19 protein-coding genes and 1 pseudogene are annotated in these 21,421 nt (G+C 69.5%); 11 read left to right on the top strand and 9 right to left on the bottom strand.

Features of this window, described 5'->3' with window-relative positions; genetic code table 11:
• Window positions 1–65: 65 nt before the first annotated feature.
• The 4 genes from F0357_RS03785 to xylA all read left to right on the top strand — a co-directional run bounded on the left by F0357_RS03785 (window position 66) and on the right by xylA (window position 5,189).
• Window positions 66–1,202: an MBL fold metallo-hydrolase gene (locus tag F0357_RS03785; RefSeq protein ID WP_153478932.1), complete on the top strand. Its 1,137-nt coding sequence runs from the start codon at window positions 66–68 to the stop codon at window positions 1,200–1,202.
• 94 nt (window positions 1,203–1,296) lie between these two features.
• The gene (locus F0357_RS03790; protein WP_153478934.1) at window positions 1,297–2,364 is read left to right on the top strand and encodes a LacI family DNA-binding transcriptional regulator; all 1,068 of its coding nucleotides are present in this window, start codon (window positions 1,297–1,299) and stop codon (window positions 2,362–2,364) included.
• A 57-nt stretch (window positions 2,365–2,421) separates the two neighbouring features.
• Window positions 2,422–3,882: a xylulokinase gene (xylB, locus tag F0357_RS03795; protein WP_153478937.1), complete on the top strand. Its 1,461-nt coding sequence runs from the start codon at window positions 2,422–2,424 to the stop codon at window positions 3,880–3,882.
• On the top strand, window positions 3,879–5,189 hold the full coding sequence (xylA, locus tag F0357_RS03800) for a xylose isomerase (RefSeq protein WP_153478939.1): 1,311 nt from the start codon (window positions 3,879–3,881) through the stop codon (window positions 5,187–5,189). The genes xylB and xylA overlap by 4 nt, the downstream gene beginning before the upstream one ends.
• Before the next feature lie 111 nt (window positions 5,190–5,300).
• Here the strand turns inward: xylA and F0357_RS03805 are convergent, their stop codons facing one another.
• Window positions 5,301–5,531, bottom strand: coding sequence for a DUF4170 domain-containing protein (locus F0357_RS03805; protein WP_153478941.1), 231 nt, complete (start codon window positions 5,529–5,531; stop codon window positions 5,301–5,303).
• A 119-nt stretch (window positions 5,532–5,650) separates the two neighbouring features.
• Window positions 5,651–6,946, bottom strand: coding sequence for an isocitrate lyase (gene aceA / locus F0357_RS03810; protein WP_153478943.1), 1,296 nt, complete (start codon window positions 6,944–6,946; stop codon window positions 5,651–5,653).
• Between the two features lie 207 nt (window positions 6,947–7,153).
• On the opposite strand from aceA, the gene F0357_RS03815 reads away from it, so the two are divergent.
• From F0357_RS03815 to F0357_RS03825, 3 genes are all read left to right on the top strand, one after another.
• Window positions 7,154–8,587 carry a helix-turn-helix domain-containing protein gene (locus F0357_RS03815; RefSeq protein WP_153478945.1) on the top strand — a complete coding sequence of 478 codons (1,434 nt, stop codon included), beginning with the start codon at window positions 7,154–7,156 and terminating at the stop codon, window positions 8,585–8,587.
• A 62-nt stretch (window positions 8,588–8,649) separates the two neighbouring features.
• A complete protein-coding gene (locus F0357_RS03820) occupies window positions 8,650–10,740 on the top strand; it encodes an alpha/beta hydrolase (protein ID WP_208948204.1) in 2,091 nt (696 codons plus the stop codon).
• 112 nt (window positions 10,741–10,852) lie between these two features.
• On the top strand, window positions 10,853–11,461 hold the full coding sequence (locus F0357_RS03825; protein ID WP_153478950.1) for an alpha/beta hydrolase: 609 nt from the start codon (window positions 10,853–10,855) through the stop codon (window positions 11,459–11,461).
• 30 nt (window positions 11,462–11,491) lie between these two features.
• Here the strand turns inward: F0357_RS03825 and F0357_RS03830 are convergent, their stop codons facing one another.
• Entirely contained in the window at window positions 11,492–11,989 is a 498-nt protein-coding gene (locus F0357_RS03830) for an isoprenylcysteine carboxyl methyltransferase family protein (RefSeq protein WP_312861679.1), read from the bottom strand.
• Between the two features lie 11 nt (window positions 11,990–12,000).
• Window positions 12,001–13,053: a type III polyketide synthase gene (locus F0357_RS03835; RefSeq protein ID WP_312861437.1), complete on the bottom strand. Its 1,053-nt coding sequence runs from the start codon at window positions 13,051–13,053 to the stop codon at window positions 12,001–12,003.
• A gap of 256 nt (window positions 13,054–13,309) precedes the next feature.
• Here F0357_RS03835 and F0357_RS03840 point away from each other — a divergent pair, with 256 nt between their 5' ends.
• The 4 genes from F0357_RS03840 to F0357_RS03855 all read left to right on the top strand — a co-directional run bounded on the left by F0357_RS03840 (window position 13,310) and on the right by F0357_RS03855 (window position 16,320).
• Window positions 13,310–13,630 carry a type II toxin-antitoxin system HigB family toxin gene (locus F0357_RS03840; protein ID WP_153478956.1) on the top strand — a complete coding sequence of 107 codons (321 nt, stop codon included), beginning with the start codon at window positions 13,310–13,312 and terminating at the stop codon, window positions 13,628–13,630.
• Window positions 13,623–13,988, top strand: a complete 366-nt coding sequence (locus F0357_RS03845; protein ID WP_153478958.1) for a helix-turn-helix domain-containing protein — start codon at window positions 13,623–13,625, stop codon at window positions 13,986–13,988. The genes F0357_RS03840 and F0357_RS03845 overlap by 8 nt, the downstream gene beginning before the upstream one ends.
• A 110-nt stretch (window positions 13,989–14,098) precedes the next feature.
• On the top strand, window positions 14,099–15,355 hold the full coding sequence (locus F0357_RS03850; protein WP_153478960.1) for an aminopeptidase: 1,257 nt from the start codon (window positions 14,099–14,101) through the stop codon (window positions 15,353–15,355).
• Window positions 15,356–15,459: 104 nt separating this feature from the next.
• Window positions 15,460–16,320 carry an SDR family oxidoreductase gene (locus tag F0357_RS03855; RefSeq protein WP_153478962.1) on the top strand — a complete coding sequence of 287 codons (861 nt, stop codon included), beginning with the start codon at window positions 15,460–15,462 and terminating at the stop codon, window positions 16,318–16,320.
• Between the two features lie 90 nt (window positions 16,321–16,410).
• On the opposite strand, the gene F0357_RS03860 is transcribed toward F0357_RS03855, so the two are convergent.
• The 5 genes and pseudogenes from F0357_RS03860 to F0357_RS03880 form a co-directional block, all read right to left on the bottom strand.
• Window positions 16,411–16,785: a hypothetical protein gene (locus tag F0357_RS03860; protein WP_153478964.1), complete on the bottom strand. Its 375-nt coding sequence runs from the start codon at window positions 16,783–16,785 to the stop codon at window positions 16,411–16,413.
• 107 nt (window positions 16,786–16,892) lie between these two features.
• Window positions 16,893–17,141 carry a hypothetical protein gene (locus tag F0357_RS03865; RefSeq protein ID WP_153478966.1) on the bottom strand — a complete coding sequence of 83 codons (249 nt, stop codon included), beginning with the start codon at window positions 17,139–17,141 and terminating at the stop codon, window positions 16,893–16,895.
• A gap of 102 nt (window positions 17,142–17,243) precedes the next feature.
• Entirely contained in the window at window positions 17,244–17,939 is a 696-nt protein-coding gene (locus F0357_RS03870; RefSeq protein WP_153478968.1) for a response regulator, read from the bottom strand.
• Window positions 17,936–20,670, bottom strand: a pseudogene (locus F0357_RS03875) (ATP-binding protein). The gene F0357_RS03870 and the pseudogene F0357_RS03875 overlap by 4 nt, the downstream one beginning before the upstream one ends.
• Before the next feature lie 136 nt (window positions 20,671–20,806).
• Window positions 20,807–21,415 carry a K(+)-transporting ATPase subunit C gene (locus F0357_RS03880; protein WP_153478970.1) on the bottom strand — a complete coding sequence of 203 codons (609 nt, stop codon included), beginning with the start codon at window positions 21,413–21,415 and terminating at the stop codon, window positions 20,807–20,809.
• Window positions 21,416–21,421: the final 6 nt, after the last annotated feature.

Genomic DNA, 21,421 nt, shown 5'->3' on the forward strand with positions numbered 1-21,421 from the left:
TCGATCAAGCCGGTGCCGACGGGGCGCCGGGTCGGAGCGATGCCGGAACCGCGGGAGACGAGCGAATGACGACGAACGAATTCCGCGACGGACGGCTCATCCTGGTGAGCGGGCTCGACGGCAAGTCGCCGGCCTGCTTCCTCATCGAATCCGGCGGGCGCCGCATCCTGCTCGATCTCGGCGTTGGGGCGAACGGCGAGCCCGTCGAGGGCATCGACCGCATCGGCCGGGTCGACGCCCTCCTCATCTCGCATTGCCACACCGACCATGTCGGCGGCCTCATCCACCTCGACCGCATCGGCAACCCGCCTGTGTTCGCGACCGAAGAGACGTGGTCGATCGTCGACCGGCTGCATCCGGGCGCGCCGAAGCAGGTACCGCCCGCCTCGCTGCGGAAGCTGCTGCCGCTCCAGGGCTCGCTCGAAATCTCCGGCATCGAGGTCAAGACCGGCCGCGACGGCCACGCCCCCGGCGGCGTCTGGCTGTGGCTCGGGCTCGCCGACGGCTTCCTCTATACCGGCGATTATTCGACCGAATCCGTCGTCTATCCATTCGACGAGACGCCGAAGGCGGCGCTCGCCCTGGTCGATGCCTCTTATGGCGGGCACACGGAAGCGATCGAGCCGCAGGTCGCCCGCCTGGCCGAGAAGATCGCGGGTGGCGCGGTGCTTCCCGTGCCGGTCGGCGGACGCGGGCCGGAGATCGCGCTGCGGCTCGAAGAACTCGGCCTGCCGCGCGCCTGGCTCGACCCCAACGTGTTCGAGCAGATGGAGCGCCTCGCCTCGGCGATGGACCGCTCGGCCGAGACGACGGCCCATGCCGCCGCCGCGCGCTTCCTCGCCGAACCGATGGCGGCCGAGCCCAAGCCGACCGACATCGTGATCTGCACCAACGGCGCCGCCGACGACGGCATGTCGGCCGAGCTCCTCGCCCGCTGGGGCGGGTCGGTGCCGTTCGTGTTCACCGGCCACGTGCCGAAGGAGACGCCCGCCCACGAGGCGGTGGCGCGCGGCCACGCGACCATCCACCGGATCAACGTCCACCCCCGTCTCGGCGACAATGCCCGCTTGGCCCGGGTGATCGGCGCGCGGCGCGTCGTGCCCGGTTTCAGCACCGACGAGGGACGCGCGGCCCTCGCGGCGGCGCTCAGCGGCGACCCGATCGCCGTCGTCACCGACCGCGAAATCCCGCTCGCCGGCTGAACCTCCCGCAGTGCAGCGCGGCGATGATGCGGCGCATGATTGACGCACCTCAGAAAATGATGGGAATTTGCCGGGTCGCCCGCTAGAGAAGGCGATGAAGCCTGCACCTTGCGATGGTGCGCTCCGGAGGAATTCCTTGGCCAAGGCCACTCTCGAGGATGTCGCCCGCCTCGCCGGCGTGAGTCTCGCGACCGTCGATCGCGTCCTCAACCGGCGCCCCGGCGTGCGCGCCACGACCGTCGAGAAGGTCGAGAACGCCGTCGCCACGCTGGGCTACCGGCCGGACCCTTTCGCGGCGCGGCTCGCCCGCGCGACCCGGCTGAAATTCTGCTTCATCCTGCCGGTGCGGGCGACCTCGTTCACCATCATGTTGGAGGCGGAAGCCCGGCTCGCGGCCCGCTGGCTCGCCGAGCAGCGCGCCGAGATCGTGGTGCGCCGCGTCGACGTGTTCGATCCCGCGATCCTGTCGAGGGCCCTCGCCGAGCTCGAGCCCGGCATCGACGGCGTCGCCTTGGTCGCCCTCGATCATCCGGCGGTCCGCGCGGCGATCGACGGCCTCGTCGAGCGGGGCATCGCCGTCGTCACCCTCGTCTCCGACGTGCCGAGCGCCCGGCGCGAACACTTCGTCGGCATCGACAACTCGGCCGCCGGCCGCACCGCGGCGAGCCTGATCGGGCGGTTCACCGCCGGACGGCCGGGCAAGATCGGCGTCGTCGCCGGCTCGTTCGCCCTGCGTGACCACGCCGAGCGGCTGTTCGGCTTCCAGCAGGTGATCTCCGCCGAATATCCGACCCTGACGGTGCTGCCGCCGCGGGAGGGACGCGACGATTTCGCCCTCAACCGCGTCGCCGTCGGCGAACTCCTCGAAAACCACCCCGACCTTCTCGCCGTCTATTCGATCGGGGCCGGCAACCGCGGCATCGTCGAAGCGCTCGAGGCGGCCGGCCGTGCTCAAGACGTCGTGTTCATCGGTCATGAACTGACGCAGCATTCTCGCCAATGGCTGCTCAGCGGGGTGATGGACGTCGTCATCGACCAGAACCCGGGCCATGAGGTGCGTTCCGCAGCGCGCATCCTGCTCGCGCGCTGCACCGGCGGCTCGGTGCTCGAAAGCCAGGAGAAGATCCGCATCGGAATCTATATCCGCGACAACCTGCCATAGGGTCTCACCCGCCACGGCGTGCTGAAAAGCGCCGGGCAAATTTGAGGTACGCTCCTCATGAATCTCGGAATCGACATCGGAACCTCGTCGGTGAAGACCGTGCTCGTCGATGCGGACGGGCGCCAGATCGCCGCCGCCGAGCACGCCCTCGAGGTGTCCCGCCCCCACGACGGATGGTCCGAACAGGACCCGGCCGCGTGGTGGGAGGGCGTCCTCGCCACCATCGACAGCCTCGCCGCCAAGCATCCGGCGGAGATCGCGGCGGTCGAAGGTCTCGGTCTCTCCGGCCAGATGCACGGCGCGACGCTGCTCGGCGCCGACGACCGGGTGCTGCGCCCCTGCATCCTGTGGAACGACGGCCGCTCCGGCGCCGAGTGCGCGGCGCTCGAAGCCGCCGTGCCGGACCTGCCGGCGATCACCGGCAACCGCGCCATGCCGGGCTTCACCGCGCCGAAGCTCGCCTGGGTGCGCACCCACGAGCCGGACATCTTCGCCGCCACCCGCACGGTGCTGCTGCCGAAGGATTATGTCCGCCTGCTTCTGACCGGCGAGAAGGTCTCCGAACCGTCCGACGCCGCCGGCACGCTGTGGCTCGACACCGGCGCGCGCCGCTGGTCCGAGACGATGCTCGCCGCGACCGGCCTCGGCCTCGAGGCGATGCCGCGCCTCGTCGAAGGCTCCGAGCCCTCCGGCGCCCTGCGCGAGGAGCTCCGCCAGCGCTGGAACATGACGAAGGCCCCGATCGTGGCCGGCGGTGCCGGTGACAACGCGGCCGGCGCCATCGGCATCGGCGCCATCGGCACCGGAGACGCCTTCGTCTCGCTCGGCACCTCAGGCGTGTTGTGGGTGACGACGGACGCCTTCCGCCCGAACCCTTCGCGCGGCGTCCACGCCTTCTGCCACGCCATCCCGAAGACGTGGCACCAGATGGGCGTCATCCTCTCCGCCGCCTCGGCGCTGACCTGGGTGACGAAGCTCGTCGGCGCCGAGAGCGAAGCGGCGCTCGTCGCCCGCATCGATCCCGCCCTGCGCGGCGCCAATCCGGTGATGTTCGAGCCCTATCTGTCGGGCGAGCGCACGCCGCACAACGATCCGGAGGCGCGCGCCGCCTTCATCGGCCTCAGCCATGCGTCCGGCCCGGCCGACCTCGCCCTCGCGGTCCTCGAAGGCGTCGCCTTCGCCTTCAAGGACTGCCTCGACGCCCTCGCCGAGGCCGGGAGCCGTCCGACGGCGGTGGCCGCCATCGGCGGCGGGTCCCGCTCCACGCTGTGGCTCGAGATCATCGCCGCGGTGCTCGATCTGCCGGTCCAGCGGCTCGCCGGCGGCGATCTCGGCGGCGCCTACGGAGCGGCCCGGCTCGGCCGGCTCGCCGCCACAGGCGAGGCGCCGTCCGCCGTCGCGACCAAGCCGCCGATCGCCGAAACCATCGATCCCGACCGCGCCCTCGCCGCCCGCTACGGGCACGCGTTCACGACCTATCGCAAGATCTATCCGAACCTGAAGGACATCCGCTCATGAGCTTCTTCGCCGAAACCACCCCGATCGCCTACGAGGGGCCGAAGAGCCGCAACCCGCTCTCCTTCCGCTGGTACGACGCCAACCGCGTCGTGCTCGGCAAGCGGATGGAAGACCACCTGCGCTTCGCCGTCGCCTATTGGCACTCGTTCACCTGGCCGGGCGGCGATCCGTTCGGCGGCGCCACCTTCGAGCGCCCGTGGTTCCACGGCAGCGACGAACTCTCCCTCGCCAAGGCGAAGGCCGACGTCGCGTTCGATCTGTTCCGCATCCTGGGCGCGCCGTTCTTCGCGTTCCATGACCGCGACGTGGCGCCGGAAGGGGCGACGCTCGCCGAATCGAACCGCAACCTGCGCGTCATCGCCGACATCTTCGCCCGCAAGATGGAAGAGACCGGCGTGAAGCTCCTGTGGGGCACCGCCAACCTGTTCTCCAACCGCCGCTTCATGTCCGGTGCCGCGACCAATCCCGATCCGGAGGTGTTCGCCTACGCCGCGGCGCAGGTGAAGACGGTGTTCGAGATCACCCATGAGCTCGGCGGCGCGAACTATGTGCTGTGGGGCGGCCGCGAGGGCTACGAGACGCTGCTCAACACCGACCTGAAGCGCGAGCTCGACCAGATGGGCCGCTTCCTGACCATGGTCGTCGAGCACAAGCACAAGATCGGCTTCAAGGGCCCGATCCTGATCGAGCCGAAGCCGAAGGAGCCGACCAAGCACCAGTACGACTTCGACGTCGCGACGGTGTACGGCTTCCTCAAGCGCTACGGCCTCGAAGGCGAGGTGAAGCTCAACCTCGAGCAGAACCACGCGATCCTCGCCGGCCACTCGTTCGAGCACGAGATCGCGCTCGCCAACGCGCTCGGCATCTTCGGCTCGCTCGACATCAACCGCGGCGACGATCTGCTCGGCTGGGATACCGACCAGTTCGCGATGAACGTGCCCCAGATCACCCTCGCCATCTACGAGATCCTGAAGGGCGGCGGCTTCACCACCGGCGGCATGAACTTCGACGCCAAGATCCGTCGCCAGTCGCTCGATCCGGCGGACCTGATCCAGGCCCATGTCGGCTCGATGGACGCGATCGCCCGCGGCCTGCTCGCCGCCGCCGAGATGATCGAGGACGGCCGCCTCGCCAAGCACGTCGCCGACCGCTATGCGGGCTGGGACGGCGCCGAGGGCAAGGCGATCCTCGCCGGCGAGCGCTCGCTCGACGACCTCGCCGCCTATGTCGAGACGAACGGCGTGAACCCGCAGCCGCGCTCGGGCCGCCAGGAATATCTCGAGACGCTCCTCAACGACTATCAGTGAGGCGCAAACGCAGACGGCCGGGTCGCCCCGGCCGTCTCGTGACGAATTGAGCCCGCCGCTCGGGCGAAGAGCGGCGGGCTCGCGTGAACCCTCCGGCGGCTCTGGGGGGAGTCAGGCGGCGAAGTGGCCTGCCGCCGGGAGGGGACGCGCATGCCCTTCCGCCGCGATGACGAAGCGGGCGAGGCATTGGCTGCGGTGGCGCTCGGAAACCTTGCGCCAAGCGTCTTCCGCGTCGCGGCGCGTGCGGAAGGGACCGAACAGGCTCTCGGAGCCCGGGATGAGATCGGCGAAGGACATGTCGCGGTACTTGCCGCCGACGACCCAGAAGCGATCGTGATGCATGGTCTTATCCTCAAGTCTCGATGACGGAGCGGCGATCGGGTCTCGGCTTTCCTTTCGAGGGGAGACGCCGATCGCGGGAACGAAGGCCGTGGGCGCGGTTCTGAAACCGGCGCCGGACGTCACTCCGCCGCTACCGCCGGGATCGTGAACTGATCGGTCTCGGTGGAGGCCTTCATCGCCGTGGTGGACGACTGGCCGCCGGTGATCGCGAGCGACACCTGATCGAAGTAGCCGGTTCCGACCTCGCGCTGGTGGCGCGTGGCGGTGTAGCCCGCCGCCTCCGCCGCGAACTCCGCCTGCTGGAGCTCGCTGTAGGCGGCCATGCCGTGATCCCGATAGCCCGAGGCGAGCTCGAACATGCCGTGGTTGAGGCTGTGGAAGCCCGCCAGCGTGACGAACTGGAACTTGTAGCCCATGGCCCCGAGCTCCCGCTGGAAGCGGGCGATGGTGTCGGGATCGAGCTTGGCGCGCCAGTTGAACGAGGGCGAGCAATTGTAGGCGAGCAGCTTGCCGGGATGGCGCTTGTGCACCGCCTCGGCGAACTTGCGCGCATCCTCGAGATCCGGGTGAGAGGTCTCCCACCAGAGCAGATCCGCGTACGGCGCGTAGGCGAGGCCGCGGGCGATGCAGTGATCGAGGCCCGTGCCCTCCTTCAGGCGGAAGAAGCCTTCCGGCGTCCGCTCGCTCGATTCGATGAACGGACGATCCCGCTCGTCGATGTCGGAGGTGATGAGGCGGGCGCTCTCGGCATCCGTCCGGGCGACGATCAGCGTCGGCACACCCATCACGTCGGCGGCGAGGCGCGCGGCGTTGAGGTTGCGGACATGGGCCGAGGTCGAAATCAGGACCTTGCCGCCGAGATGGCCGCACTTCTTCTCCGAGGCGAGTTGGTCCTCGAAGTGGACGCCCGCAGCGCCGGCCTCAATGAACGCCTTCATGATCTCGAAGGCGTTGAGCGGGCCGCCGAAGCCGGCCTCCGCATCGGCGACGATCGGCAGGAACCAATCGCGCGAGACCTTGCCCTCGGCGTGCTCGATCTGATCGGCGCGCTGCAGGGTGCGGTTGATGCGGCGGCAGAGCTCGGGGGCGGAGTTCGCCGGGTAGAGGCTCTGATCCGGATACATGGCGCCGGCGACGTTGGCGTCGGCGGCGACCTGCCAGCCCGAGAGATAGATCGCCTGGAGCCCGGCGCGGGCCATCTGCATCGCCTGGTTGCCGGTGACGGCGCCGAGGGCGTTGACGTAGTCGAGCTCGTGCAGGGCCTTCCAGAGACGGTTGGCGCCGCGCTCGGCGAGCGTCATCTGCGGCACCACGCTGCCGCGGAGCCGCTCGACATCGGCTACCGCATAAGGCCGCTCGATGCCGGCGAAGCGGCCGGCCGGGGTGCCGGGAACGAGGGATTCGAAGCTGCGCATAATCTGGTCCTCCGGGACGCACGCTTTGACAAACGTCGTGAGTCTTGTAACGGACGGCCTTGCCGGCCGCGCAGAGACCTAACGATTTTCCGGCTTGAAAGGGAATAGCGAACAATGCCACTTAGTATGAGTGTGTCGTTGTCACACTTGTAACGATGTAAATCTTGTAAATTTCACCGACTTTGACAAGCGCTCCGAAGGCCCGCCATGGCGATGGAAACGACGGCAAAGAAGCTCTTCATCGGCCCCCGCCTGCGGCGGTTGCGCCAGGAGCTCGGGCTGACCCAGAGCCGCATGGCCGAGGAACTCGGCGTCTCGGCGAGCTACCTCAACCTGATCGAGCGCAACCAGCGTCCCGTCACCGCGCAGTTCCTGTTGCGTTTGACCGAAGTCTACGAGATCGACCTGCGGGCGCTGGCCGGCGAGGCCGATCAGCAGGCCGTCATCGACCTCGCCGAAGTGCTCGCCGATCCCCTGTTCCGCGACCTCACCGTGCCGCACCACGAGATCGTCGAGGTCGCAGGCTCGGCGCCGGGGGTGAGCGACGCGGTCGCCCGGCTCTACCGCGCGTTCCTCGATTCGAAGCGGCGCGAGGAGAGCGCCACCGCGCGGATGCCCGACCGCAACGATCCGCTGCCGTCGGCCGACGACGCGGTCGAGATCGTGCGCGACTTCGTCCAGGACCAGCGCAACCATTTCCCGGCCCTCGAAGACGCCGCGGAGGCGCTGAACGGCACGCTCGGCGCGCTCAACGCCGATCTCTTCGGCGCCATCCGCGAGCGGCTTCGGGAGAAGCACGGCATCACCGTGCGCATCATCCCGGTCGACGTGATGGCGACGGCGCTGCGCCGCTACGACCGCCACCGTCGTCAACTCCTCGTCTCCGAAATGCTCGAGGGCCCGGCCCGGGTGTTCTCCGCCGCCTATCAGCTCGCGATGATGGAGATGGGGCCGCAGATGGACGCGATCGTCGGCAAGGCCGCGATCGGCTCGATGGCGACGAAGCGGCTCTTGAAGGTCAACCTGACGAACTATGCCGCCGCCGCCATCATGATGCCCTACGGGCCGTTCCTCGCAGCCGCCGAAAATCTCGGCTACGACATCCAGGTGCTCGCCGCCCGCTTCGGTGCGAGCTTCGAGCAGGTCTGCCACCGCCTCACGACCCTGTCGCGGCCGACCGCCCGCGGCGTCCCCTTCTTCATGATCCGGGTCGATCAGGCCGGCAACGTCTCGAAGCGCTTCGCGGCGGCGAACTTCCCCTTCTCGCGCTATGGCGGCAGTTGCCCGCTGTGGGAACTGCACGCGACCTTCAAGATCCCCGGCCGCGTCTTCACCCAGATCGTCGAGATGCCAGACGGTGCGCGCTATTTCACCCTGTCGCGGGCGGTGAGCCGGGTCGTCTCCTCGTGGGCGAAGGCAGAGCCGGAGGTCGCGATCGGCCTCGGCTGCGACCTGAAGCACGCGAGCCGCCTCGTCTATGCCCGCGGGCTCGATCTGGCGCAGCCGAACGCCACGCCGATCGGCATCAATTGCCGGCTCTGCGAGCGTCCCGACTGCACCCAGCGTGCCCATCCACCGTTCTCGAAGACGCTGATCGTCGAGGAGCACATGCGCGGCCTGACCCCGTTCCGCTTTGAATAGCCGTCAAAAAGTCTTCGATGGGTCCGAAGGGAGGATTCGGGCTGAGCAAAGCGGAGTCGGAAATGGCGGGAGACAGTCGGGTGTGCGCCGAGGCGCGGCTTGGTCGCGGGCTGATGTCGGCCCTCTTCGCGGTCGCGATCGTCGCCACGTCGCCGGCCGTCGCCCAATCCCCGCCGCAGCCGGCTCTGGCCCAATCCTCGACCCAATCTCCGGCGCCGCCGCCCGCCGACGCGCCGGCCGACGGGCTCGAAGTCGGCTCCCTCGTCCTCACGCCCTGTGTCGGCAGCGCCGGCGACGCCTATTGCGGAACCCTCCCCCGTCCGCTCGATCCGTCCGGCACGCGGCCGGGGACCATCAAGGTCGGCTTCGAGTTCTACCCGGCCGCCGTCGACGATCCCGCCGGCACCATCGTTGCCCAGGAGGGCGGCCCGGGCTTCTCCACCACGGGCACGCGCACCGGCTTCCTCCACCTCTTCGGCACGCTCCGCGACCGCCACAACATTCTCCTCGTCGACAAGCGCGGAACCGGCCTGTCGCAGCCGATCGATTGCCCGGATCTCCAGAAGGACCCGGATCTCGCGCCCGAGGCGGTCGGCGCCTGCGGCGCGGCGCTCGGGGATCATGCCTGGGATTACGGCACCGCGCTCGCGGCCGACGACCTCGCCGCGGTGATCGAGGCCCTCGAGGTCGGACCGGTCGCCTATTACGGCGATTCCTACGGCACCTATTTCGGCGCCGTGTTCGCCGCCCGGCATCCGACCCTGCTGCGCACCCTGGTGCTCGACAGCGCCTATCCCCCGTTCGGGCCGGACCCCTGGTATGCGACCGAATGGGCCGCGGGGCGCGACGGTTTCGATCTCGTCTGCGCCCGCTCGCCGAGCTGCACCGCCCTCGGCGGCCGCTCGACGCGGCGGCTCGCCGATCTCCTCGACGCCGTGCGCAAGACGCCGCTGTCGGGAACCGCGCCGGACGGCGACGGCACGATGCACGACGTGACGCTCGACGCCCCGACCCTCTTCATGGTCATGAACGCCGCCGGCAGCGACCCCGTGGTCTACCGTGAGCTCGACGCCGCCGCCCGCGCTTGGCTCGTGCACCAGGACGGCGCGCCGCTCCTGCGCCTCACCGCGGAAGCCCGCGACATGTCGAGCCCCGGCGGCGTGCCGGTCGACTTCTCCTCGGGCCTCTATGCCGCGATCGTCTGCACCGATTATCGCCAGTTGTTCGATCTGCGCCTGAGCCCCGCCGAGAGGCGCGCCGCGCTCGAGCGGGCGGTCGCCGACAAGCAGGCACGCCATCCCGATATCTACGCCCCCTTCACCATCGACGAGGTGCGCAACTCGCCCCGCAACGTCGAACGCCTCGATCTCTGCCTCGATTGGCCGGCTCCGCCCGACGGCCGCACGCCGGGCGCACCTTTGCCCGCGGCGACCACCTTCCCGTCGGTGCCGACGCTGGTGCTCGCCGGCGACCTCGACAACACGACGGCGCCCGACGAAGGCTTCGCCGCCGCCCGCCTCTTCCCCGACCCCTATTTCGTGCTGCTGCGCAACACGAGCCACGTGGCGGCCATGACGACGGAGGCCGTCCTGGTGCCGCCGGTCGGTTCGGACGCCGCCGGCTGCGCCGGCCCGATGACGGCCGCTTTCGTCGGCGACGGCGGCCGGCCGCCCTCGGTGCGCTGCGCGGCCGAGATCCGCCCGATCCGCACCGTGCCGGCCTTCGCGCGCACGGTGGCGGAGGTCGCTCCGGCGTCCCCGGCCCCCGCCTCGCTCGATGCGCCGCGCGAGGCGGACCTCCGCCTCGCCGCGGCGGCGGCAGAGACGGCCGGCGACGTGCTCGCCCGCTATTTCGTCAACAGCACGGAAAAGGGTGTCGGCCTGCGCGGCGGCCATTTCAGCCTCGGGCCCGACGGCGAAGGCTACCGCTTCACCCTCGACGGCGTGCGCTGGACGCAAGACCTCGCGGTGAGCGGCACCATCGACTGGAACCAGGTGACGGGCGAGATCGACGCCGACCTCGACGTCGCCCAAGACGGCGGTCCGGAGGGTCATCTGACGCTGCACTGGAACGACCGGCGCACCAACGCCCAGATGACGATCGACGGCCAACTCGACGACCGCGACATCGACGCCGTCCGCCTCGCGCCGTGAAACCGGAGACGCACTGTTTCCCTTGGCGAGGCCCGGAAGGCTCTACAGATCTCGATGCAGATTGTAGAACGGGTCGGGCAGCCGCCCTCGCCCTCCGATCCGGGATATCCTCATGAGTTCGTCGTCTCTCGTCATCTTCCTGCACGGCGTCGGGGCCAACGGGGCGGATCTGGCGCCGTTGGGTGAACATTGGCGGAGCCTTCTGCCGGCCGCCGCATTCGAGGCGCCCGACGCGCCGTTCGCCTTCGACCAGGGCGGACGCGGCCGGCAATGGTTCAGCATCGCCGGGGTGAACGCCGGCAACCGCGGCGACCGCATCCGCACCGCCAGGGGGGCGTTCGATACCGTCGTGTCCGGCCTGATCGCGGCCCATGGCTTGTCGGAGCGGCTCGACCGCGTCGCCTTCGTCGGCTTCTCCCAGGGCTCGATCATGGCGCTCGACGCGCTGGCGACGGGGCGGTGGCCGGTTGCGGCGATCGTCGCCTTCGCCGGACGGCTCGCCACACCCGAGCCGCTCGCGCCGAGCCCGGCGACGCGCACACTCCTCATCCACGGCACCGCGGACCCGGTCATTCCGGCCGAAGAAAGCCAAGTCGCCGAAGCCGCGCTCAAGGCCGCGGGCGCCGACGTCTCGCTGTCGCTGCAGCCGAATGTCGGCCACACCATCGGCATGGAGGGTGCCGCCCTCGCCGCGGGCTTCCTCTCGCGCGTGCTGCGCTGAGGCGCGGCCGGCGTTCCTTGAACGTAGAGCTCAGGTCCCGGCGCTCTTCAGCGCGGCGTTCTCGGCGCGGATACGGATCGCGAGCACCAGCGCGTTGAGGACCGTAAACAGCGCCGCGAAGCCGACGAGGCCGAAGGCGAGCGGCAGCGCGGCGAGCTCGATCGCCACCACGACATAATTCGGGTGGCTGAGAAAGCGGTAGGGGCCGCGCCGCACCAGGGGTTCGCCCGGTAGCACGATGATCCGCGTCGTCCAGCGCTCCTTCAAGGTCGCGAGCACCCAGAGCCGCAAAACCTGCGCGACGAAGAAGACGGCCAGCCACAGCGCGATCACCGGCTGGCGCGGCGCCAGCCACCACAGGCCGGCGATCCAGGCGGCATGCATCGCGACCATCAGCGGATAATGGCCCGGCGCCACCTCGTGGGCGCCGCGGGCCAGCAGCCGCGCCGTGTTTCGACGGGCGTGCACGAGCTCGGCGAGCCGCTGCACCGTGACGAAGGCGAGCACGGCGACGGCGATCCAGTCGATCCCATCGAAGCTCATGACACGCTCCGGAGCGTCACGCAGCTCGCCGTGAAGCCGGGGCCGAGCGCCAGGAGCGCGGCGCGGTTCGGCAGGCCGGCCGCGAGCGCCCGCTCGAGCACGAAGAGGACGGTCGGCGACGACATGTTGCCGTAATCGGCCAGCACGGCCCGCTCGTCGGCGAAGGCCCCAGGCACGACCGGTAGCACCGCTTCCAACGCCTCCAGGACCTTCGTCCCGCCGGGATGGCAGACGAAGCGGTCGATATCGGCCGGCGTCAGGCCCGCCCTGCCGAGGATCGCATCGAGGGCCGGGGCGAGTTCGGCCCGCACGAAGGGCGGCAGCGACTGGGCGAGCACGACGCCGAGCCCGGTGTCGTCGATCTTCCAGCCCATGATGTCCAGGCTGTCGGGGAAGAGGTGCTCGCCCGCGCTTTCGATCGCCGCGACGCCGCCCTCCCCCGCACGCACGACACAGGCGGCGGCGCCGTCGCCGAACAGGGCGGTCGCGACGAGATTGACCCCGGTCGGCTCGTCGAGGCGGAAGGCGAGCGTGCAGAGTTCGATGACGACGAGGAGCACGTTGGCGCCCGGTCGGGCGGCGGCGAGCCGCGCGGCGATGCCGAGACCGGAGACGCCGCCGGCACAGCCGAGGCCGAACACCGGCACCCGCTCGATGTCGCTGCGGAACCCGATCTCCCGGGCGACTTGAGCCTCGAGGCTCGGCGTGGTGAAGCCGGTCGAAGACAGCGTGACGACGCAATCGATGTCCACAGGCGCGAGCCCGGACCGAGCGATGGCGGCGCGGGCGCTGTCGAGAAAGAGCGCGCGGGCCCCCTCGGCGAAGGCGGCCATGCGGTCGGCCCAGCCGTGGGGCTCGTGAAACCAGGCGAGCGGCCGCACCGAGCGCCGCTCCCGTATGCCGGCATTGAGGAAGACCGGGGCGAGGCGATCGAAGGCGGGAAACCGGGCGGAGAACATCTGTGCCGCCGCCGCGGCCGCCTCCTCCTGGCGGATGACGTGGCGCGGCGTCGCGACCGCCAAACCGAGAAGCCTTGCAAGCTCTGCCACGATCGCCGATCCTTTCTTGCCAAGAGCGCCGTCCGGAGACGCCTTTGAGAGGGCCCGTCTCGGACCCGCTGGGGAGATGGACGCCGGCCCGGCCGTCTTTGTTCCGACGGTCTCGTCCGAGCTCACGGCCCGACCCGCGCCGACGCCTCCCATGGGCTGCTGCGCCGGCGGACATTTCTGATTTTACGCCAGCCTAACTTCGCCGGATTGATTGACGGTTGACGCGGTCCCATCTTGGGATCAAGGTGAAGACGACATGCGGGTCATAGCTCGGCGTACGTTGCGGGAGTTCGTCGAAAGCTTGGCGGGTCATAAGGACCAACCGGCGGTCAAGGCCGCGCTCGACGCCTGGTTCGATGAAGTCAGCAAGGCGAATTGGGCAAATTCGGCCGAGGTTAGACGCCTCTACGCGTCGGCGAGCATCGTGAGCGCCGAGCGGATCGTCTTCAACATCAAGGGCAACAGCTATCGCCTCGTGGTGTCGGTCGACTTTGAGAAGAGCATCGTCTGGATCAAATGGATCGGCACGCACGGAGCCTATGACGCAATCGACGTCTCAAGGGTGCAGCATGATTGAGTTGAAGCCGATCCGAACGGAAGCCGATTACGAGGCGGCGCTTGGCGAGGTGGAGCGCCTGTGGGGCGCGCCGAACGGAACGCCGGAAGGTGATCGCCTCGATATCCTTGCGACCCTCATCGACGCGTACGAGGCGAAACACCATCCGATGGACCCGCCCGATCCCGTCGAGGCGATCCGGTTCCGCATGGAGCAGCAGGGTCTCACCCGGAAGGACCTGGAGCCGATCTTCGGCACCCGCAATCGCACCTCCGAGATCCTCAATCGCCGCCGGTCCCTTTCGCTGGAGATGATCCGCCAGTTGCACGACCGGCTCGGCATCTCGGCCGACGTTCTGATCCGGCCGAGCAGGCTCTGAAGCCCTCGACGCCGCCGTAGCCGCCGGCGCTTCGCCCCTCTTCCGCCCTGTTGCTCGGGGGTATGGGGGTGTATCGAATTAGGTAGTCGTCTCTTCTGAGTGAGCCCGCCATGACCACCCATCCGCGCAATGTCGCCGCCGCGATCGATCCCGTAAAGCTCGACCGGCTGGCCGAGGTCGCCGTGAAGGTCGGCCTCAACCTCCAGCCGGGCCAGGACCTCTATCTGACGGCGCCGATGGCCGCGCTGCCGCTGGTGCGCCGCATCGCCGCGCATGCCTATAAGGCCGGCGCGGGCCTCGTGACGCCGCTGTTCTCCGACGAGGAGATCACCCTCGCCCGCTACCGATACGCTCCCGACGCGAGCTTCGACCGCGCCGCCGGCTGGCTCTACGAGGGCGTCGCCAAGGCGTTCTCGGAGAACACCGCCCGCCTCGCCATCGTCGGCGACAATCCGATGCTGCTCGCCGGCGAGGACCCGGCGAAGGTGTCGCGGGCGAGCAAGGCCAACTCGATCGCCTATCAGCCCGCGCTCGAGAAGATCGCCGGCTTCGACATCAACTGGAACATCGTCGCCTTCCCCGGCACCGCCTGGGCGGCGCAGGTCTTCCCGGGCGAGGACGAGGCGGTCGCGGTCGCGCGCCTCGCCGACGCGATCTTCGCCGCCTCCCGCGTCGACGGAACCGACCCGATCGGAGCTTGGGGCGAGCACAACGCGGCGCTCGCCCGCCGCACCGCCTGGCTCAACGGGCAGGCCTTCCAGGCGCTGCACTTCACGGGCCCCGGCACCGACCTGATCGTCGGCCTCGCCGACGGCCACGAATGGCAGGGCGGCGCCTCCACGGCCAAGAACGGCATCACCTGCAACGCCAACATTCCGACGGAAGAGGTCTTCACCACGCCGCATGCCCGGCGGGTGGAAGGCCACGTCCGCAGCACCAAGCCGCTGTCCTACCAGGGCACGCTGATCGACGACATCGCGGTGCGTTTCGAGGAAGGCCGCATCGTCGAGGCGAAGGCGAGCCGGGGCGAGGCCGTGCTCAACAAGGTCCTCGACACCGACGAGGGCGCGCGCCGCCTCGGCGAGGTCGCCCTGGTGCCGCACTCCTCGCCGATCTCGAAGGGCGGGCTTCTGTTCTTCAACACCCTGTTCGACGAGAACGCCGCCTGCCACATCGCACTCGGCCAGTGCTATTCGAAGTGCTTCGTCGACGGCGCCTCGCTCAGCCCCGACGAGATCGCCGCACGCGGCGGCAACAAGAGCTTCATCCACATCGATTGGATGATCGGCTCGGGCGAGATCGACATCGACGGCGTGAAGCCGGACGGCAGCCGCGTGCCGGTCTTCCGCAAGGGCGAATGGGCCTGAGCGGCCGGCGGCCCGACGCGCGGGCGAGCGCCCGGCGCAGCGCAGCGTGAACAATCACCGCCCTCTCGGATTGTCGCAGAGACGACAACCCGAGAGGAGCGACCATGACTTCGCATTTCCCGAAGCCCCCGTTCGACACCCCCGTGCAGCAAGTGCCGGGCGAGACCCGCGCCATGAACCCGCGCCCGGACCATGGCGAGGAGAGCTATCACGGCTCCGATCGCTTGAAGGGCAAGAAGGTGTTGCTGACCGGAGGCGATTCCGGCATCGGGCGGGCGGTCGCCATCGCCTTCGCCCGCGAAGGGGCCGATCTGGCGGTCTCCTATCTCGACGAGCACGAAGACGCCCAGGAGACCCAGCGCCTCGTCACCGCGGCCGGACGCGATTGCATTCTGCTCCCCGGCGACGTCTCGAAGGCGGACCATTGCCGCGAGCTCGTGCGGCAGACCGCCGAGCGGTTCGGGCGGATCGACGTCATCGTCAACAACGCCGCCCACCAGATGAGCATCCCCTCGATCGAGGACATTCCCGACGAGGAATGGGAGAAGACCTTCGCCGTCAACATCTCGGCGATGTTCTACATCGTGAAGGCCGCGGTGCCGCACATGAAGCATGGCGGCAGCATCATCAACACCGCCTCCATCAACGCCGACAAGCCGCGGCCGGACCTGTTGCCTTATGCGACGACGAAGGGGGCGATCCAGAACTTCAGCGCCGGCCTCGCCCAGCTTCTGGCCAAGAAGGGCATCCGCGTCAACGCGGTGGCGCCGGGCCCGATCTGGACGCCGCTGATCCCCTCCACGATGCCGCCGGAGATGGTGGCGCACTTCGGCGAGAGCACGCCGATGGGCCGCCCCGGCCAGCCGGTCGAACTCGCCCCCGTCTACGTGATGCTCGCCTCCGACGAAGCGAGCTACGTCTCCGGCGCGACGGTCGCGGTGACGGGCGGAACGCCGTTCATCTGAGCAAGGCGGCCGGTAAGACGACCGTTGCCTATCCGATCGAACGATGGACCGCGCTCAAGTGTCGGGCGCGGTCCGGGTGAAGGAGGCCCGTCAATCCTCCCCCACCTCGCGACGATCGAAGGCGCGGTCCTCGGCTTGGCGGCGGACCTCCTCCTCCACGGAATCGAGCCCGTCCTCCGTCTCGCCGGGGCTCCCGCCGAGGGCGCGTTCGGCGACCGCCCAGTCCTCGACCGTCGCGTCGCTCTCGGGGGCGTCCGGATCCTCGATGTCCTCCGCGACCAGGTCGGCGTCCTCCCCGGCGGGTGCGGGCGGGAAATCGCCGGTCTCGTGGCCGAAGAGCCCGCCCGAGACGGACTGCTCGGGGCTGCGGGCCTCGACCTCGGCGACGAGATCCGCCTCGTCCTGCTCGCTCTCGCCGATCCGCTTGCGACCGCCTGGTGTCTGGCCGGATGTCTGGCTGTTCATGGCTCGCCTCTCCCTTTCCACTGCGGGAGGAGGAACGCGGCGGCGGGCGGCGCTGTTCCGTGCGGCGAGCGTCCCGTACAGGCCGTCCGCGTTTCGGACGGCTGCCGTCAGGCCCGTGCGACGCGGCGGCGCAGGCTGTCCCAGACGAGGGTGTCCGACGTGCCGTCGGCCCAAGCGAGCGCGATGCGCTTGCCCGTCACCTTGACCGATTTCGGCAACGGGCGATCGTTGTCGGCGCACCACCGGCCGGCGAGCCAGGCGAGGCCCTCCGGCGACGGCAGCGCCAGCGGACAGGCGCCCTCGGCCTCGTAGCCGGCGCGGGCATTGTTGACGAGCAGCACCGATTGAGCCGGCATGGACGCGCCTCTTTCCTCATCTCGCGGTCGCTCCGGCCTCCGGGCGACCTCGTGTCGCCTAGCCGATCGCACCGGTGGCGACAAGCGGCAAGGCCGGAGCGCTCAATCCGCCGCCTTCAGCCGATAGCCCACGCCCGTCTCGGTCAGGATGTAGGTCGGCTGTTCCGGGTCCGGCTCCAGCTTCTGGCGCAGATAGCGGATATAGACGCGGAGATATTGCACATCCGCCCCGTCGCCCCAGACCTCCCGCAGAAGATAATGATGGGTCAGGACCTTTCCCGCGTTGCGCACCAAGAGGCGCAGGATGTCGTATTCCTTGGGCGAGAGCTTGATCTCCGTCTCGCCGATCCGGACGATGCGGTGCACGAGATCGACGGTGAGCGCGCCTGTGCGGAACACCGGCCGCTCCCCTTGGGCCTGAAGCCGGTGGCGGATCGCGACCTTGAGGCGGGCGATGAGTTCGGCCATGCCGAACGGCTTCGTCAGATAATCGTCGGCCCCACATTCGAGGGCCTCGACGATGCCCGCCTCGTCGGTGCGGCTCGACAGGATGACGACCGGCCACGCGGCGCCGGCGGCACGCCATCGCGCGAGCAGCACGTGACCCGAGACGTCCGGCAGGCCGAGATCGAGGATCACCACGTCCGGCGTCTCGCCGCCGGCGAGCCAGGCTTCCGCGCTCTTGGCGTCGGCCGCCTCGGCCACGGCGAAGCCCTGGGTGCCGAGCCCGGTGCGCAGGAGGCGACGGATCTGCGGCTCGTCGTCGACCACGAGCACGGTCGGAGCGGATTGCGTCATGGGAGGGCGTCCGTCGCCGGAGCGGCGCCGATGTCCTCGCGGTAGGACAGCGGCAGGGTGATGGTGAAGACGGCGCCGGAGCCGTCGGTGCGGTTGGCGGCTGTGATGGTTCCCCCATCGCCTCTACGAAGCCGCGGCAGATCGCGAGCCCGAGGCCGGTGCCAGCGCGCACGTGGTCCTCCTTCTGAACCCGGTAGAACTTGTCGAAGATGCGCTCGAAGTCGCCGGGCGGAATGCCCTCGCCCTCGTCCTCGATCTGGACATAGACGGAGCGGCTGTCGGCCCAACTGCGCACCGAGACGAGCGTGCCGGCGGGCGCATATTTGGCGGCGTTGTCGAGGAGATTGAAGAGGACCTGCTCGAACAGCACGGGATCGAGCACCGGCATCGGCAGCCCCGGCGCCACCTCGACCTGGGTGCGGTGGGCGCCGAGGATCTTGGCCGCGCGCCGCAGCGCGCTGCCGATCAACTCGCCGATATCGCACGGCGTCGTCTTCGGCACGATCGCGCCTGATTCGAGCTTCGTCATGTCGAGCAGATTGGCGATGAAGCGGTTGAGCCGCTCGCCCTCGTCGAGGATGGTGCCGAGCAGGTCGGCCTTCGCCGCATCGTCGAGGGAGGGACCGAAGCTCTTCAGCGTCTCCGCCGCGCCCATCACGAGCGAGAGCGGCGTCTTGAGATCGTGGGAGATCGAGGTGAGCAGCGCCGTGCGCAGGCGGTCGCGCTCGGCCGCATATTTCGCCCGGTCGAGATCCTCGACCAGATGGACCCGCTCGATCGCCAGTGCGGCCTGATCGATGAGCGCGTCGAGGAGGCGCCGCTCGTCCGGCATCAGCAGAGCGCCGGCCTTGTCGCTGTCGATGCCGGCGACCCCGACCGCGCCGCGGTTGGTGCGCATCGGCAGAAAGAGCCAGTGGCCGCCGGGCAGCGTATCGGCGCCGCGGCCGGCTTCGCGGTTGCGCTCGAAGGCCCATTGCGCCGCGGCGAGCTCCGGCGGGTTGAGCCGGTCCTCTGGCGGATAGCCGGCGCGCACCGAGATCCCCCGCTCCTCGTCGGGCAGCAGGAGGACCACGCGAACCCTGAGCATCGAGGCGATCTGATAGGCAGTCACCCATAACACGTCGTCGAGGGTGCCGACGCCGGCGAGCTTGCGGCTGAAGAGGTAGAGCGCATCCGTGGTGCGGGCCCGTGCCCGCGCGGTCGCCGCCTGGGCCTGGGCGCGCACCGAGAGGTGGGAGACGAGGATCGCGACGACGGCGAAGCAGATCAGGGCGACGATGTTCTTCGGGTCGGCGATCGTCAGGGTGTAGAGCGGCGGGAGGAAGAAGAAGTTGTAGGCGAGCGAGGCGGCGGCGACCGCCGTGATCGACGGACCGATGCCGAGCCGGCCCGCGACGCCGACCGCCGAGATGAGCAGCACGAGATCGACGTTCTCGACGCCGATATAGGGGAAGCCGAGCTTGGCGAGGCCGAGGCCGACGGCGACGCTGGCGAGCGACGCCACATAGGAACGCCACCCAGCATGGCGGCGGACGGATTGCACCGGTTCGCGCGGCGCCTTGCCCGCGCCCTCCTGGAGCCGCTCCCCGGCGATGACGTGGACACTGATCGTACCGGAACGGCGGACGAGGTCGTGCACCACCGAGCCGTTGACGATCTCGAACCAACGCGAGCGGTCGGATTTGCCGATGACGATGTGATTGACGTTGTGGGCGCGGGCATAATCGAGCACGTCGTCGGCGATGCGCCGGCCGGCACTCGGCTGAACGCTCGCCTCGCCGCCGAGGCTGGTGGCGAGACGCAGCGCGGCGGCGATGCGGTCGCGGGCCTCCTCGCCGAGCTGCTGGGTGCGCGGCGTCTCGATGTAGATGGCGGTCCACGGCCCCCGCAGACGGTCGGCGACGCGCTTCGCGTACCGCACCAGCGCGGTCGACCGCGGGTCCTCGCTGACGCAGACGAGCACGCGCTCGCCCGCCGCCCACGGGCCGCTGATCGCATGGGCCTGCATGTGGGTCAGCAATTGGTCGTCGACCCGCTGCGCCGTGCGGCGCAAGGCGAGTTCCCGCAGCGCCGTCAGGTTGCCGGGCGAGAAGAAGTGGTCGAGCGCCCGCGCCGCCGTCTTCGGCAGGTAGATCTTGCCGTCCTGAAGCCGCTTGATCAGGTCGGTCGGCGTCAGGTCGATGAGTTCGATTTCGTCGGCGCTGTCGATGATCGAATCCGGCACCGTCTCGCGCACCCGGATGCGGGTGATCTGGGCGACGACGTCGTTGAGGCTCTCGACGTGCTGGATGTTGAGGGTGGTGAAAACGTCGATGCCCGCCGCGAGCAGTTCCTCGACGTCCATGTAGCGCTTCGGATGCCGGCTGCCGGGCGCGTTCGTGTGGGCGAGCTCATCGACGAGGGCGAGGCCCGGCCGGCGGTCGAGCAGCGCGTCGAGGTCCATCTCCTCGAGCGTCTGTCCGTTGTGCACGACGTGCCGGCGCGGGAGGATCTCGAAGCCTTCGAGCAGAACCTCGGTTTCCGCCCGGCCGTGGGTCTCGACCACGGCGACGACCACGTCGGCACCCTCGCGCAGCCGGGCCCGGCCGGTCTGCAACATCTCGTAGGTCTTGCCGACGCCGGGCGCCGCGCCGAGAAAGATCTTGAGCCGCCCGCGGCTCTCCTTCTGCGCCACCACGAGCAGGGCTTCGGGCGATGGCCGGTGATCCGACGCCCTGGTCTCGTCGCTCATCACGTTCGTCTCCGGCGGCCGGCACGATCCGGCCGCGCATCGTCACCGCGCCAACCTACAGCGCGTCGGGCCGAGCAAGAACCGGATAAAGCCGCCGCCTGAAAGCAGCCGCATCCGGCCCCGCTCCTTCGGCCCCTCATTGCGTCTTGAGCTGATCGAGCGCGCGGTTGAGGGCGAGCACGTTGACGTGGGGCTCGCCGATGATCCCGAGCATTCGTCCCTCGACGTGGTCCTCGACGAGCGCGCGGACCTGATCCTCGGGGAGATTGCGGGCCTTGGCGACGCGCGGCACCTGGAACAGGGCGGCGGCCGGGGTGATATCCGGATCGAGGCCGCTGCCCGAGGTCGTCACCAGATCGACCGGCACCGGCATCGACGAATTCTCTGCCTTGCGCGCGGCGACGTCCGCGGCGAGGCGATCGGCCAGCGCCTTGCTCGTCGGGCCGAGATTGGAGCCGGACGAGTTCGCCGCATTGTAGGGCGCGGCGACCGTCTTCGACGGATCGTTCGGGTCGGTCCCGGAGGTCGCCGACGGACGGCCCTGGAAGTAGCGCGGCGAGGTGAAGGACTGGCCGATCACCTCGGAGCCGATGACCTTGCCGTTGCCGTCGGTGATCAGGCTGCCGTTCGCCTGATGGGGGAACACCGCGCCGGAGATGACCGTCATCCCGAGGGGATAGACGAGGCCGGTGAGGATGGTGAGCGCGACGATCATGACGATCGCCGGACGAAGCTGCTGGAACATGATGGG

Source organism: Segnochrobactrum spirostomi (assembly GCF_009600605.1).
In the GTDB taxonomy this organism is placed as follows: domain Bacteria; phylum Pseudomonadota; class Alphaproteobacteria; order Rhizobiales; family Segnochrobactraceae; genus Segnochrobactrum; species Segnochrobactrum spirostomi.